The sequence below is a fragment of the Paenibacillus sp. GXUN7292 genome (assembly GCF_050864975.1).
GTDB lineage: Bacteria > Bacillota > Bacilli > Paenibacillales > Paenibacillaceae > Pristimantibacillus.
Window position 1 is genome coordinate 26,613 of sequence record NZ_JBOZWO010000040.1, and the last position, 14,840, is coordinate 41,452.

A 14,840-nucleotide genomic window follows, 5' to 3' on the forward strand; every position below is an offset into this window, starting at 1 on the left:
TATGACCATTCATATTGGCTTAGCCGGCTGGGGAGATCACGATGATTTGTACGCAGCGGGCGTGAAGCCTGGAGATAAGCTGGCGCAATATGCGAACCATTTTCCCGTTGTTGAAGTCGATAGCACTTTTTATGCGATTCAATCCCGGGAACGTTTTGCCAAATGGGTAGCAGATACGCCAAGCTCTTTGCATTTTGTCGTAAAGGCTTATCAAGGAATGACGGGCCACCAGCGCGGCAAACAAGAAAAAACAGAGCTGGCAGGCCAGTTCGCTGCATTTCGCCATATGCTGGAGCCAGCAATAGAGGTGAATAGGCTGCGGGCCGCTTTATTTCAGTATCCGCCATGGTTTCAATGCAACAGTGAGAATGTTAGGAAGCTTAGAGAAGCTAAGGCTTATATGGAAGAGATTCCTTGTGCGCTGGAGTTTCGCCATGAGAGCTGGTTTTCTGAAAAGTACAGCAATAAAACGATTGAATTCATGGAAAACGAAGGATGGATTCATAGCGTTTGCGATGAGCCGCAGGCGGGAGAGGGCTCTATTCCCACGGTATTAAGGACAACAAATAAAGAGATGACGCTTGTGCGATTTCACGGCCGCAATGTGAGCGGCTGGAGCCAAAGCAGTGCTCCGAACTGGCGCGAGGTACGTTATTTGTACCGTTATAGTGAGGAGGAGCTTAAGGAGTGGGCTGGCAAGCTGCAATTTCTGGAGCAGACAAGCGAGCATGTTTGCGTTATTTTCAACAATAATTCTGGCGGCGATGCTGCGCATAATGCGAAGCAAATGATGGAGCTGCTAGGGCAGAAGCGCCCGGACGGCAAGCCGCCGCTAGAGCTGCTGCCGAAGTCGAAGCAGCCGGGAGATCAACCGGAGCAGCTGGAACTATTTTAATAGAGAGGCAGTGATGCGGTGGATAACAAGCTTCCTCAATATGAGCAGTACAAATCGGCATTTGCAGGGGTTTCCATGCCCCTTGCCTATGTAAATTTGGATCTGCTCGATGCCAACATTCAATCAATTGCTGCGGCGGCACAAGGGAAAAGCATTCGCATTGCAAGTAAGTCAATCCGCTGCATTCCCGTTTTGCGAAGAATTATGGAAGCGGATTCAATTTTTAGAGGAGTCATGTGCTACACTGCTGGAGAGGCAGCATATTTATTAAAGCAAGGCTTTGATGACTTACTGCTCGGATACCCGGTGTGGGATGATGCTGCACTCCCGTTTCTGATGCAATCGATTAGCGAAGGGCGTATCGTAGTATTTATGGTAGATTGCATGACGCATGTCGAGCATATCGAACGGCTGGCCCAATCTTACGGGCAGAAAGTGCGGGTATGCCTTGATGTTGATATGTCAGCAAGCTATCCTGGCTTGCATTTTGGAGTTATGCGATCACCGCTAAGGTCATGGGCACACGCTAGACCAGTGGCAGAAAAAATTGCTGCTTCCAAGTGGCTTATTTTCGACGGCATGATGGGTTATGAGGCGCAAATTTCAGGCGTTGGAGATCGGGTACCGGGTCAAATATTTAAAAACAGTCTGATCCAACTTCTAAAGCGCAGATCGATTCGTGAAGTTGCGGAGCGTCGTGCTGATGCTGTACAGGGGATAAGCGAGCTTGGTGTTAACCTCCGCTTCGTCAATGCAGGCGGTACTGGCAGCATCGCCAGCTCCAGAAGCGAGCCGGCTGTTACAGAAATTACAGCAGGCTCCGGTTTCTATGCCCCAGCTTTGTTTGACAACTATGCCGGCTTCCGATATTTGCCGGCAGCTGGCTTTGCCGTTCAAGTCGTTCGCCAGCCTAAGGATGGTGTGGTGACTTGTCTTGGCGGTGGCTATACAGCATCAGGAGCTTCCGGTTCAGATAAGCTGCCTCAGCCGCATTTGCCTGAAGGGCTAAAGCTGCTTTCGCTGGAAGGGGCTGGTGAGGTGCAAACGCCGCTTCGCTGTCCCAAGGATGTAAAGCTTGCGCTTGGTGATCCTGTGTTTTTTCGGCACGCAAAAGCAGGTGAGCTGTGCGAAAGATTCGATAAGCTGTACGCGATATCTGGAGGTTCAATCGTAGATGAGTATGTAACTTACCGCGGTGCAGGGGAGTGCTTTTTATGAGAAGCCAAAAAGATCGGTGGAGCAATTGGTCGGGCTCGGTTACTGCTGATCCAGAGCATATTGCGTATCCAGGCTCAATAGGTGAAATTGTCGAGCTTGTGCACAAGTGCAGAGCAGAAGGGCGTTATATCCGAATCGTGGGGACAGGTCATTCTTTCACAGCGGTTGCTGCTTCCAGTCAGGTTCTAGTATCGCTGGATAAGCTGCAAGGTCTCGTCAACGTCAATCACGAGGAACAGACGGCAGTCGTATGGGGAGGAACGAAGCTGAAGCTGCTTGGCCAGCTGCTGTATTCTGAAAGCTTGGCACAGGAGAACATGGGGGATATTGATGCTCAAAGTATTGCAGGAGCAGTCAGTACAGGAACGCACGGCACAGGTCTAAAGCTGGGAAGTCTGTCAACGCAGGTCATTGGCTTTACGATCGTGAATGGACTGGGTGAAGTTTTGGAATGCTCTGAGCAGAGTCATCCGGAGCTGTTCAAAGCGCTGCAGGTGTCTCTTGGCACCCTCGGCATCATCGTTCAAGTTAAGCTCAGATTGCGAAAATCTTATATTTTAGCTTGTGAAAGCAAGCGGATAAAGCTGTCAGATTGCTTAGGGCAGTTGAAGGATTTAGCGGAAAATAATCGGCATTTTGAATTTTTTTGGTTTCCTTATGCGCAAACCTGCCAAGTGAAGCTGACGAATGAAGCGGCTTATATGACTAAAGCTTCACCGATCCGTGATTACATAAATGAGAGTTTGCTGGAAAATAAGCTTTTTGGCTGTTTGTCGTCTCTTTGCAGAGCCTTTCCTCCTTTAAGTGCCACAGTAAGCAGGATTAGTGCTTCGAGTGTGCCGGTTTCAACGAAGGCGAGCTACAGCCATCAGGTGTTTGCGACGCAAAGACTTGTTAAATTTAATGAGATGGAATACAGTATTCCGGTTGAGGCGATGGAAGATACGATTAATGAGATGCGATCGGCTATGAATCGTGAGAAGTTCCATGTTCATTTTCCGATAGAGTGCCGATTTGCTGCTGGAGACGATATTTGGCTTAGCCCTTCATATGGGCGTGATTCTGGATATATAGCCGTTCATATGTACCGGGGCATGCCTTATGAGCGCTATTTTGAAGTGATGGAACAAATATTGCAAAGCCAGGGAGGCAGGCCTCATTGGGGGAAGATGCATACGCTGAAGGCCGCGCAATTGAAGGAGCTGTATCCGATGTGGCAGCAGTTTGCCCAAGTTCGGGCTCAGATGGACCCTGAGAAGCTTTTTCTTAGCTCTTATATGAGAGAGCTTATAATTGGTTGAATGGGATGGCGTGGAACTTGAATTCCATGCCATCTTTTCTTTTCAATACGATATAATAAAAGAAAAATATTCAATATTTTTACAGGGGGGATGAATATGGATACTTCATACAAAGTGATTGATACCTCTACATGGAAAAGAAAGCTGCACTATCAGCTGTTTAAAGATGCACTACAGCCGCAATATAATGTTTCTTTAGAATTGGATATCACAAAGTTTTTACGTAAAGTGAAAGAAAATAAATGGCCCTTTACACTGGCGTTCATACATACGGCAACGAAATGTGCCAATGAAATAGAAGAGTTTCGTTATCGCTTTTTAAATGATGATGTAGTCTTATACGATACGATTCATACATCCTTTACCTATTTGAATCAAGAAACAGAATTGTTCAAAGTGGTGAATGTGCCTATGCAAGTAAATATGGAAGATTATATGAAGTTGGCAAAAGAAATAATCGAAAATCAAATAGAATATATAACAGGACCTATAGCCAACGATGTATATCAGTTTTCTTCTTTGCCATGGATAAAATTTACCCATTTCTCACATACGCATTCAGGTAAAAGCAATAAATCTAACCCTATGTTTGATTGGGGAAAATATGAAGAGCAAGATGGAAAAGTGCTGCAAGTGCATCACTCTTTTATCAATGGTTTTCATGTAGGTAAATTCGTTGAACATTTGCAAGATTGCTTGAACAAATATTAAACGGGGCGAAATGAACATTTCTAATTGATATTTAGGTTAGCATGAAAGGAGGCTAGTCAATGATACGTGTTATTACGATGTTTTTAATGGCAACTTTTATTTTAACTGGGTGCTCTAAGTCTATAGATTATATACAAGGGGAAATCCTGGAGATTCAAGCAAATCGTTTCTACGTTGACTGCTCAGATGAAGTGAATAAATTAAAAAACAAATCTGCCAGTACTGTCAAACGCGGTTGTTATGTTAAATTCACCAGTCATACAATATTTCAAGATATAAACGGCAATATATTAACCTCTAATGATTTTTTACCTGGGTCAGAAATTAAGGCTATCCTTTCAAAACCACTGAATGCTAAACAGCTTAAAAGAAATGCTCCCATTTCGCTTCGCGCAAAAGATGTTGTACGTATTAAAGCAGCTAAACCTATAGATCCCTATCATGTTAATCGAGAAGAAGTTGTTAAGGTAACCGTTTATCGTGGCGATGAGATAGTTTTAGAAATTAACGAATCGAAACAATTGGATGAACTATTATCCATACTTCATGGCGCACTTGCTTTTTCAGGGATTGCTCCTGATGATTGGCCTTACACCATCGCAATTCAAACCAACGATCAGAACGAAATAAAATTAGAAGTGACTGGAAATGGTTACGTTTTTGTAGACCCATTGTCAAGGCAAAGGTATGTATTAGATAAAGAAAGATTTTATGATTTTGTAGGTAAATATCGCACAAAAATTAGTCTCTAATCGCAATAGGCTTGCAATCTTTACCCAAACCATTTATGATAGAATCAATTTACAGGAAATGGGGGTGGGTAGAGATGTTTAATAATACTGTTTTAGTGCGCGGATACTGGACGGAGTTCCTTTATTTTAACCGTGCAAAATTTGCCGTTGTGGCTGCTAACGGGATACGTATGTCCTTTTTTAGCAATTGCATAGCGGAACTAAAACAGTGAAAACATCTCTATTCGCCATTAATATAACGCGGTGAAGAGGAGCCTTTCATGCTCTTCTTTTTTTGTGACGTATTATTGAAGCTGCCGGGATGATTTATTCCCTGCGGCTTTTTTGTGTTTTTCTGATAGTGAAATTTAGGTGCGGAGCATCTACTACATCCATATATTAAAGGAGGTTGCTGCAATGATTACATGCAGTGTTCAACAAATTACAAAAATGTACGGCGGCAATATTATATTTGATCAGCTGTCTTTTGATATTAACGAAAAGGAACGGGTTGGCTTGGTCGGCCGCAACGGAAGCGGCAAGACGGCTTTATTAAAGCTGCTTGCAGGGGAAGAAACGCCTGATTCCGGTGTTATTCACTGGAGGAAGGATTGTAAAACAGGATATGTAAAGCAAATTCCGGATTTTGCTCCTGAGCTGATCGTTGAACTAATTTTAAGAAAAGCTTTTTCAGAGCTTTTGGGAATGGAGGATAGGATGAAGCAGCTTGAACAAGCGATGGGCACGGAAACAAATGATAATCGAATGCAGCAATTGCTTGAGAAATATGGCCAGCTCCAGGAGCAATTTTTGACAGAGGGCGGTTATGAGATCGAGTCGAAAATGAAAAAGGTTGTGAACGGCTTAAACATGAACGAGCTGCTGGAAAAGCCGTTTGCTGCTCTGAGCGGCGGCGAGAAAACAAAAGCGGGTCTTGCTTTTGCGCTGCTTCAAAATCCCGGATTGCTGCTGCTGGATGAGCCGACAAATCATTTGGACTTCGCCTCTGTTGAATGGCTGGGCGGTTTTTTGCAAAATTACAGCGGTACGATTGTTGTAGTTTCGCATGACCGGTATTTTTTAGATCAAACCGTAAATAAAATAATAGATTTGGAAGATGGAACGCTTGAGGAATATTATGCGAATTACACAGGCTTTGTGAAGGAGAAAGAAGAGCGTCTGCTAAGGGAATTTGAAGCGTACAAGGAGCAGCAGAAAAAAATCAAAAAAATGCAGGAAGCTATAAAGCGGCTGAGGGAATGGGCGAACAGGGCGAACCCGCCTAACGAAGGGCTTCATAAACGGGCAAGAAATATGGAGCGGGCGCTGGAAAGAATGGAGAAGCTAAGCCGTCCTGTACTAGACCGCAAAAAAATACAGTTGAAGATGGAAGCAGCAGACCGTAGCGGTAAGGATGTTATCCAGTTGAAGAAGGTATCCAAGCTCTTTGGAGAGAAGCTATTATTTGAAAATGTGAATATGAATTTGGCTTATCAGCAGCGGGCAGCGGTCGTTGGCGAGAACGGGACGGGCAAGTCTACGATGGTGAAGCTGATCCTTCAACAGCTGGAAAGCGATGCAGGAGAAATCAGAATCGGCAGCAACGTCAAAATTGGGTATTTATCGCAGCATGTCTTTGCAGATGCGGCTAATGAAACGGTACTCGATGTGTTCCGCAGCGAGGTGGAAATGGCCGAAGGGCAAGCGAGACAGATGCTGGCCAGGTTTTTATTTTATGGCTATGCGGTATTCAAAAAAGTATCGCAGCTTAGCGGCGGTGAGAAAATGCGCCTTCGTCTGGCTCAGCTAATGTATCAGGATACCAATTTGCTTATACTGGATGAACCCACTAATCATTTGGATATTGAGTCCCTGGAGGTGCTGGAAGAAACGCTGGAGAAATATAACGGTACGATTCTGGCCGTTTCTCATGACCGTTATTTTCTTGATAAGCTGTTTGAAAAAATATATTGGATTTCCTCGAACACGGTACGATGCTTCGAAGGCAACTACAGCTGGGCAAGAGAGCGTATGGAGAAGGATGGCTCCATTTAGCTGCAACGGATTTTTTACCGCACTTATTTGGCAATCGAGGAAGAAATCTTCACGAATGAGCTTCATGCAGGGGCCAGATAAAGTACAAAAAAGTTGGAAGGAGAAACATTTTCCGTCCAACTTTTTGTTTTAGGGACTTATTGAACAACCACTGGTTTTGTTAGGCAAGCCTGCCGCTTTACTAATTGCCCAGTTTCTTCACTCTGCCTATCAGCCCATGCAAGGTTCTTACAAACTCTTGTCCGGATAGACGTCCTAGACCGCCATATGCACAGTCCAGCTCGTTGTACTGCAAGGTTCGATCCTTGCGGATGCTAGGTCCGAAGATTAAAATGGGAACGGGCTCGCCCGTATGCTCCCCCACCTCACAAGGCGTGGAGTGATCAGCAGCTACTGCCAGATACACATTCCCAGGCAATTCGTCCGCAATCATTCCTACCATTTTATCAAAAAGCTCCAACGCCTTGGCCTTTTCGAACGGCTGGTTGTCATGCCCTTTCAAATCAGGTGCCTTCAAATGAACCAGCACCATATCATTTTCTTCAATTTCTTTAATCGCCAATTTTGCTTTCAGTGCAATGTCCGTATCCATATTACCTGTCATACGACTATCCGTTACCGGTTTAAATCCAGCCAGTAAGCCAACGCCAAGCACTGTACTTTCTCCTGCAATACAGCTGCCCTTTATGTTCAGACGCTCTGTGACAGGATTGTGCTGAACCATCCTTCCAGCGCCTCTAGTTAGTAAAAAATTAGCAGGCAATTGCTTTGACCCTGCACGCTCTTTATTTACAGAATGGCTAGCTAAAATCTGATAAGCTGTTTGCAAATATTCATTTAATACTGCAGCTGTTTTTCGTGCTGCGTCAGACGAGTCCAACGCTCTAATTACTTGATATGGACTACCATCGTTAGGAGCTTTAGGATCGGAATCGCTAATTTGATCACTTAGCCCTTCTCCTCGTAAAATTAGTACAGCTCTGTGTTCTGTCGCGGGCTTGCAATAAAAAGTTACTCCTTGAAGCTCTATACCGCTTAACGCTTCTGCCAGTAGATCCGTTCCTTCGCGAATTCTGCCAGCTCTTCGATCAACTACAATCCCTGTTTCGTCTACATTTGCAAAATTGCAACGAAGCACAATATCACCAGCTCTTGCATCCATGCCAATGCCAAGTGCTTCGATAGGTCCGCGTCCAGGATAGTCCTCAGGTTGAAAACCAAACAATATTAAATGTCCCATATCTGTACCTACTGGAATGCCTGATCCTACGAGATCCATCATTCCTGTAATACCTTCGGCAGCCAGTCGGTCCAAATGGGGCGTATGTGCATATTCAAGCGGCGTCTTATGCTCCAACAGCGGATTTGGACGGTCACCTGAACCATCTGCAATTGCAATAATCACTTTTCTGTTCATACGGTTTCCCCTTTATCTATATTCCAATTACTTTAAACCAAGTGAATACCGCTAAGCTAATAACCGCTGCTCCGATAAAGCAAGTCACGATAGCATATTTCACTTGATCTAACACAGTAAAGTAGCCTGTTCCAAAATAGATCGTATTCACCTTCGAATGAGGCGGTAATGTAATTGTATAAGTCATTGTCATAGCAGAAGCTAGCGCCAGAGGAACCGGATCCATCCCTAATGATTTAGCTAAAGCTATAAACGCGGGAATGAGTATCGTAACCCGCACTGTTTTACTCGTAAAGATGAGGTGGCTATACATGCTAAGGAATATCACGACAATTGTAACTAAAGTATGGTTCATACTTTCCATCCCTAGAGCAACAACTACTTTATTGATAATCCATTCGGCTCCGCCAGATTTATCTAGCGCATTACCTACTGCATAAGCACCTGCAGCGAAAATCAACAGTTCCCATTTAATCTCAGCTTCTTTCCATTTTAACAGACCTATTTTAGGCAATAAGCATAATAATGCAGCTAATACTGCTGTTTGCTCTGTACTCAGTTCGAAGCCGAACCAGCCCATTTGATAATCTCCTGTTGCCCATAAAACAACAGTAAGAATAAAGATCATGACCGCTTTCTTTTCATCAAGCGAAAACTTTCCAAGCTTCTTCAGTTCTTCCTTCAAGGTATCTGTTGCGCTCTGAAAGTTGATTTCATTTTTGAAATTAAACATTTTTAGTCCAATAAAGAAAGTAATAAGCATTGTAATAACAGCTGTAGGCATTGAAGCCAGCAGCCAATCCATATATCCAATGTCGCCGCCGGCCTGTTCATTAATGAAGCCAACTGCAATAATGTTTCCAGCCGTCGCAGTCATAACACCTGATGTTGCCAGTGCATCAGCTTGTACCCCTTGCAGCATCATTGTTTTTCCAAGATTACTTTGACCAGGAATAGCCTTGTATACCTCGAGCAGAATCAAGCAAATTGGAACCATCAATGTTGCCCTTGCTGTTGTGGAAGGGACAAAAAATGCCAAAATAAAATTGATAAGAACTAATAATAACAATGTCATCACTGGTGTCTTGCCGAATTTTGTAACCATCCATAATGACATTCTTCTGCCCAGATTGGACTTGACCATTGCAGATGTAAGTACGAATGCTGATATCATCAGCCATATTACATCGAAGCCTAACGTTCCGAAAGCTACCGATTGACTTTTTACGGCTCCCACAAGAGGCAAGAGCAATATTGCTGCAAGTGATGTTAAATAAATGGGGATTGGCGTCGTAATCCATAAAATCAATGCGCCTGAAAATATTCCAATTGCGCGCTGAGCTTCCAGACTCATTCCTTCTGGTGTTGGCATCAAGATCAAAATTAGCGTAACAACAATAGCTAATGGAATACCAAACTTTTTCATCCTAGCCTCAAACTTGCTTGTTGTCTTCCCAGACGGCTCATTTTTATCTTGCTTTTTTTGTTCCAGCTTTTCAGCCATCCTTCATCCTCCTCAATCATTTGTTGATTACGCTTTCATTCTATGTAATTTCATACTATAATACAATTTGATTTATTTTTAATAACGATAACGTTTTGTTATAATTAATCAACTTAGCTTATAGGCTTGAGGAGGAATAATTAATGAATATTAGTAAGCTCCGCACCTTTGTCACCCTTACGGAATGTCTCAATTTCACCGAAGCTGCAGAGCGTCTCTATTGCTCACAGCCCTCAGTCAGCATGCAAATCCAAAGCATTGAGGAGGATTTAGGGGTACCGCTTTTTGATCGTATCGGAAAAAAATTGTACCTTACTAAACAAGGAGAATGCTTCAAGCCCTATGCAGAGCAAATGATCAATTTGCTTCATGCCTCAAGAGATCACATTAAGCAGCTGGAAGATCTCTCATTCGGAACATTGGCATTTGGAGCCAGTAATTTTGTCGGTGTTTACGTGGTTCCTGCAATACTGAGAAACTATACAAAAGCTTTCCCAGACATCAGGATCAACATGAACATTACATCTTCCAACCATCTTATTCAGATGCTGGAATCTAACAAGGTTGAATTTCTAATAATTTCGGATCGCGTTGTAATCGACGAAACACGCTTCGAGCGAACAACCTTTTATGAAGATGAGCTTGTCCTTGTCGTCCCGCCAACACACCCGATTGCGGCAAAGAAAGATTGCAATCTGGAGGACTTGGTCAATGAAACATTTATTATCAAGCCTGATAAATCCGCAACCCGAACCTATTTAGAAAATCAATTTGCAGCGCATGGCTTTAATCCGCCTAAATATTTAGAGATTAGCAATTTAGAAGGTATTAAGCAAGGCGTAATCCATGAACTTGGCATCTCCATCATTACCAGCTTTGCCATCAAGCAAGAGGTCGCAAATGGTTTATTAATAAAGATTCCAATTCGAGGTGTCCAATTTAATCGAGGTGTCAGTTACGTCTATCACCGTAACAAACATCTCTCACCAGCTGCCAAACAGTTTTTATCTCATTTGCATGAGAGTGTCGAGAAATTGTAAACGAGCAAGGCGTACGATTCTTGCCGTTTCTTTGCTTGGCATATTTTCCTTTGGTTGAAGAGAATAATAAGGCGGATAAATCCAAGTCAAAGGAGATTATTTGCCATGTCCAAGACAGTAAAGTCGGTCACATCACCGAAAAAGTTCATTTTAGGTCAGCATCTGCTGCGTGAGTTGGCGCAATATACAAAGATTTACGGCGACCATGCGTATGTTATTTGCGATGAGTTTATTTTGAAGCGCGCGGAAGAGGAAGCGGGCCATTCTTTTGCAGCAGAAGGGCATAAAAGTCATTTTGCTAAATTCAATTATGAGGCAACGCAAGAGGAAATAGATCGTCACCGCGCTGAAGTTAGAAAATTAGGCGTTAATGTCATTGTGGGCATTGGCGGCGGAAAGACGCTGGATACAGCTAAAGCAACGGCTTATTATGAGCATCTGCCAGTTGTTATATTTCCGACAATCGCTTCGACGGATGCGCCATGCACGGCACTTGCTGTCATTTATAATACAGACGGATCGTTTGACCACTATTTATTTTTGCCGTCAAATCCGGATACCGTGCTTGCAGATACGGCAATTTTGGCTGCTGCTCCAACAAGGTTTTTCGTAGCTGGCATTGGAGATGCGCTTGCTACTTATTTTGAAGCCCGTGCTTGTTACAATAAAAATGGTGATAATCTTGTTAATCTAAAGCCTTCCCTGGCCGGACTTGGGCTCGCTCAAATGTGCTACGAAACTGTATTGGAATACGGTCTTCAAGCTAAAATTGCTGTAGATCAAGGCATCTCTACCCCTGCAGTGGAAAATGTAATCGAAGCGACAATCTACTTGAGCGGCGTAGGCGCTGAAGCTGGCGGACTGGCTGCTGCCCACGCCATTCATAACGGCATGACTGCTGTTCCATCACTTCACCATGCGCAGCATGGCGAGAAGGTTGTATTTGGTTTGCTGACACAGCTCGTATTGGAAAATGCGCCAAAAGAAGATCTTGAGACAGTAATACAGTTTATTAAACAAATAGGCCTGCCGTTAACGCTGAAAGATTTGGGGCTGGACAAGTTTCGGGAAGAAGAATGGCGCAAGGCTGCAGAGCAGGCATGTGCCAAAGGGGATACGATGAAAAATATGCCGCATCCAGTAACGCCGGAGGATGTTTATCAAGCGATTATAGCAGCTAATGCGTTAGCGGAATATTATCACGATTAGAAGAAGAAGTTGACATAAAGCTCCGCCTTGGACGATTGGTTCAAAGTGGAGCTTTAAAACTAATTGTGTTACTAAAACTCTTTTGATATTATATTACCGAGCTTATAGGAAACGGGGGTTTGCCTAATGACAGCATCAATCAGATTAAGATTTAACCTTTCTTCCGTGCAATAAAAACGATTGAAAGGTGTTGTTAATTTATGAATATAGCAGATAATAATCTAAAACAAAATTGGTTGAAAAATATTATTCTCTTTTTAAGCAGCCAGACGATATCGCTTTTTGGCTCATCATTGGTTCAATACGCTATGATGTGGCACATAACGCTAACGACAGAATCAGGCCTTATGATGACCCTATATATCATTTGCGGATTTATACCGACGTTTATATTATCACCGGTTGCAGGGGTTTGGGCGGATCGCTATAATCGAAAAAAATTAATTGTTTTGGCGGATGGCCTAATAGCGTTTGCTACATTAATACTTGCCATTCTTTTTTTAATGGGATACGAAGCGATTTGGCTGTTTTTTGTGATGGCGGCCGTTCGTGCTTTTGGAACGGGAATCCAGACGCCTGCCGTAGGGGCGATTTTGCCGCAAATTGTGCCAAAGGATAAACTGATAAAGGTAAATGGCGCAAACGGCAGTATCCAAGCTGTAATTATGTTCGTATCGCCTATGGTCAGTGCGGCATTATTATCGATGGCTTCGATTGAAATGATATTATTTATTGATGTCGTTACTGCTGCGATTGCCATTGTCACTTTGCTTGCTTTTGTAAAGGTCGCTGTGCATGAGAAAGCCATGGTCAAACAAGCAACGAGTTATTTTAGTGATTTTAAAGAAGGCTTGCAATATGTGAACAACCACGTATTTCTGAAAAGATTTTTTATGTTCTTTGCCGTGTTTTTTGTATTGATGGCTCCCGCAGCTTTTTTGACTCCATTACAGGTGGCACGCAGCTTTGGCGATGATGTGTGGCGGCTGACAGCAATTGAAATTGCTTTTTCAATTGGCATGATGGCCGGCGGAGCAGTCATTGCTTCTTGGGGAGGTTTTCAAAACAAAATAAAAACATTGGCGCTTGCTAGTGTTGTAATGGGCGTTTGCACATTTGCGCTTGGGATTATCCCGAATTTTTGGATTTACTTGGTTTTCATGGCTTTGTTCGGAGTAGCCATGCCGCTATTTAATACACCAGCTACTGTTTTGCTGCAGGAGAAGGTAGAAGAAGATTATTTAGGCAGAGTATTTGGGATCATGGGGATGATTTCGACCTCAATGATGCCGCTTGGCATGCTAATATTCGGTCCAATTGCAGATATAATTAAAATCGAATGGCTGCTATTAGGCACCGGAATATTCATTATTATACTGGCTATTTTTCTGGATCGAAACAAAGTGCTGGTCGAAGCTGGCAAACCGGCATTGCAAGAATCGTAATTGAGAAAAGAAAAGGAGCGGAGTCCGACAGGATTCTGCTCCTTTTTAAGTGCAAATACTCTGAAAGTGTATCAAATGAAAGCTGCTTGTTATTCTAACCCATACCTACCTATTATGTCGACCCTTTTGCGCAAAAGGAATATGAAGTGCGTAATAATCGAATACTTACGTAAAAGGCATTGAATGGGAGGCAAGCAAAGTGTTCAAGTTTAAGTATATCGCCATAGTAATTAGCGCGGTGATGCTCTGCTCGTGCGGTCAAGAAAGTGGACTAACAAAGGGTGAAAGCCCGGATCGCGGCATTCAGCCGTTAGGCGAGCGGACTTACGAATTGCCGGAAGGGAATGCAGGGAGTTCTCATGAGCTTTCGGATCCGCATGAGCAGAATGAAACCAAAATTGAAGCAGGCAAAACGCCGCGGCTGGAAGGCGGGACGGAAAAAAGAGAACGTCCCAAAAGCCCGGCGAACAATCATGTTTTGGTCCAATTGTATCCAGATATTATAGCGCTGAATGGACCTTCGTCATCCAATCGGATTGCCATCACGTTCGATGACGGACCTGATCGCCGATTTACGCCTCAGGTGCTAGATATATTGAAAAAGCATGATGTGAAAGCCACGTTCTTCTTAATGGGCTCCAGAGTTAAAGCTCATCCCGACGTAACTGAGCGCATTCATAAAGAAGGACATGCAATAGGAAATCATACGTTCTGGCATCCTAAATTATACTCGGAAAGCGTCGAGCGAATGGTCTGGGAGGTGGAGGAGACCGATAAATGGATTAACAATACGGTCGGTTATATTCCAACGCTGTTTCGTGCTCCTTATGGCGGACTGGATAAGACCTATGTCGAGAAGCTTGGTGAGATGGGAAAAAGTGTAATTGGCTGGTCTGTCGATACACAGGACTGGAGGCAAATTTCATCCGAAGAGATTCAGCATAATTTGTTGAAGGATTTGTATCCGGGAGCAATAATCTTGATGCACTGCGCAGGAGATTGGACTCAGGACTTGAGCGGCATGACGGCAGCGCTCGACGAACAGCTTCCGATACTGAAGGAGAAAGGGTTTGAGTTTGTAACTGTACCGGAAGTACTATCTCAAAAGTAATTATCGTAACTGCTTGCGTAAGCTGGACAGACGTTCCTTTATTGTGCTTTTATTGCCCAATTTACGGGATAAAAGGACAGACGTTCCGCTATTGCTCAGAAAATACAGAAAAAAGGCTGAAATATGAGTCGATAGCGGAACGAGTGTCCGCGAAACTTCAAAAACAGTATTTTTAGGGCAAATAGCGGAACGAGTGTCCTCAA

13 protein-coding genes are annotated in these 14,840 nt (G+C 43.5%); 11 read left to right on the plus strand and 2 right to left on the minus strand.

Features of this window, described 5'->3' with window-relative positions:
* Position 1: 1 nt before the first annotated feature.
* From ACRRU2_RS23550 to abc-f, 7 genes are all read left to right on the plus strand, one after another.
* The gene (locus ACRRU2_RS23550) at positions 2 to 895 is read left to right on the plus strand and encodes a DUF72 domain-containing protein (RefSeq protein WP_432505441.1); all 894 of its coding nucleotides are present in this window, start codon (positions 2 to 4) and stop codon (positions 893 to 895) included.
* A 75-nt stretch (positions 896 to 970) separates the two neighbouring features.
* Positions 971 to 2,113: an amino acid deaminase/aldolase gene (locus tag ACRRU2_RS23555; protein ID WP_432505484.1), complete on the plus strand. Its 1,143-nt coding sequence runs from the start codon at positions 971 to 973 to the stop codon at positions 2,111 to 2,113.
* A complete protein-coding gene (locus ACRRU2_RS23560; RefSeq protein WP_432505443.1) occupies positions 2,110 to 3,414 on the plus strand; it encodes a D-arabinono-1,4-lactone oxidase in 1,305 nt (434 codons plus the stop codon). The genes ACRRU2_RS23555 and ACRRU2_RS23560 overlap by 4 nt, the downstream gene beginning before the upstream one ends.
* 96 nt (positions 3,415 to 3,510) lie before the next feature.
* Complete coding sequence (locus ACRRU2_RS23565) at positions 3,511 to 4,125, plus strand: CatA-like O-acetyltransferase (RefSeq protein ID WP_432505445.1); 615 nt, start codon at positions 3,511 to 3,513, stop codon at positions 4,123 to 4,125.
* A gap of 59 nt (positions 4,126 to 4,184) precedes the next feature.
* Complete coding sequence (locus ACRRU2_RS23570; protein WP_432505447.1) at positions 4,185 to 4,877, plus strand: hypothetical protein; 693 nt, start codon at positions 4,185 to 4,187, stop codon at positions 4,875 to 4,877.
* A 74-nt stretch (positions 4,878 to 4,951) separates the two neighbouring features.
* On the plus strand, positions 4,952 to 5,089 hold the full coding sequence (locus tag ACRRU2_RS23575; protein ID WP_432505449.1) for an RAxF-45 family protein: 138 nt from the start codon (positions 4,952 to 4,954) through the stop codon (positions 5,087 to 5,089).
* Positions 5,090 to 5,273: 184 nt separating this feature from the next.
* Positions 5,274 to 6,911, plus strand: a complete 1,638-nt coding sequence (abc-f, locus tag ACRRU2_RS23580) for a ribosomal protection-like ABC-F family protein (protein WP_432505451.1) — start codon at positions 5,274 to 5,276, stop codon at positions 6,909 to 6,911.
* A gap of 181 nt (positions 6,912 to 7,092) precedes the next feature.
* Here the strand turns inward: abc-f and apgM are convergent, their stop codons facing one another.
* Complete coding sequence (gene apgM, locus ACRRU2_RS23585) at positions 7,093 to 8,328, minus strand: 2,3-bisphosphoglycerate-independent phosphoglycerate mutase (protein WP_432505453.1); 1,236 nt, start codon at positions 8,326 to 8,328, stop codon at positions 7,093 to 7,095.
* Between the two features lie 16 nt (positions 8,329 to 8,344).
* Positions 8,345 to 9,832 (minus strand): SLC13 family permease, encoded by a 1,488-nt coding sequence (locus ACRRU2_RS23590; protein ID WP_432505455.1) that lies wholly within the window; start codon positions 9,830 to 9,832, stop codon positions 8,345 to 8,347.
* 143 nt (positions 9,833 to 9,975) lie between these two features.
* Between ACRRU2_RS23590 and ACRRU2_RS23595 the strand changes: the two genes are divergently transcribed.
* The 4 genes from ACRRU2_RS23595 to ACRRU2_RS23610 all read left to right on the plus strand — a co-directional run bounded on the left by ACRRU2_RS23595 (position 9,976) and on the right by ACRRU2_RS23610 (position 14,637).
* Positions 9,976 to 10,872: a LysR family transcriptional regulator gene (locus tag ACRRU2_RS23595; RefSeq protein WP_331698922.1), complete on the plus strand. Its 897-nt coding sequence runs from the start codon at positions 9,976 to 9,978 to the stop codon at positions 10,870 to 10,872.
* Between the two features lie 105 nt (positions 10,873 to 10,977).
* Entirely contained in the window at positions 10,978 to 12,081 is a 1,104-nt protein-coding gene (locus ACRRU2_RS23600; RefSeq protein ID WP_432505457.1) for a glycerol dehydrogenase, read from the plus strand.
* Between the two features lie 200 nt (positions 12,082 to 12,281).
* The gene (locus ACRRU2_RS23605) at positions 12,282 to 13,526 is read left to right on the plus strand and encodes an MFS transporter (protein WP_432505459.1); all 1,245 of its coding nucleotides are present in this window, start codon (positions 12,282 to 12,284) and stop codon (positions 13,524 to 13,526) included.
* Between the two features lie 199 nt (positions 13,527 to 13,725).
* On the plus strand, positions 13,726 to 14,637 hold the full coding sequence (locus ACRRU2_RS23610; protein WP_432505461.1) for a polysaccharide deacetylase family protein: 912 nt from the start codon (positions 13,726 to 13,728) through the stop codon (positions 14,635 to 14,637).
* The last annotated feature ends 203 nt before the right edge of the window (positions 14,638 to 14,840 follow it).

Coding starts and splice junctions, on each gene's coding strand:
- ACRRU2_RS23550 (WP_432505441.1), top strand. CDS start 2: ATGACCATTCATATTGGCTTAGCCGGCTGGGGAGATCACGATGATTTG.
- ACRRU2_RS23555 (WP_432505484.1), top strand. CDS start 971: ATGCCCCTTGCCTATGTAAATTTGGATCTGCTCGATGCCAACATTCAA.
- ACRRU2_RS23560 (WP_432505443.1), top strand. CDS start 2,110: ATGAGAAGCCAAAAAGATCGGTGGAGCAATTGGTCGGGCTCGGTTACT.
- ACRRU2_RS23565 (WP_432505445.1), top strand. CDS start 3,511: ATGGATACTTCATACAAAGTGATTGATACCTCTACATGGAAAAGAAAG.
- ACRRU2_RS23570 (WP_432505447.1), top strand. CDS start 4,185: ATGATACGTGTTATTACGATGTTTTTAATGGCAACTTTTATTTTAACT.
- ACRRU2_RS23575 (WP_432505449.1), top strand. CDS start 4,952: ATGTTTAATAATACTGTTTTAGTGCGCGGATACTGGACGGAGTTCCTT.
- abc-f (WP_432505451.1), top strand. CDS start 5,274: ATGATTACATGCAGTGTTCAACAAATTACAAAAATGTACGGCGGCAAT.
- apgM (WP_432505453.1), bottom strand. CDS start 8,328: ATGAACAGAAAAGTGATTATTGCAATTGCAGATGGTTCAGGTGACCGT.
- ACRRU2_RS23590 (WP_432505455.1), bottom strand. CDS start 9,832: ATGGCTGAAAAGCTGGAACAAAAAAAGCAAGATAAAAATGAGCCGTCT.
- ACRRU2_RS23595 (WP_331698922.1), top strand. CDS start 9,976: ATGAATATTAGTAAGCTCCGCACCTTTGTCACCCTTACGGAATGTCTC.
- ACRRU2_RS23600 (WP_432505457.1), top strand. CDS start 10,978: ATGTCCAAGACAGTAAAGTCGGTCACATCACCGAAAAAGTTCATTTTA.
- ACRRU2_RS23605 (WP_432505459.1), top strand. CDS start 12,282: ATGAATATAGCAGATAATAATCTAAAACAAAATTGGTTGAAAAATATT.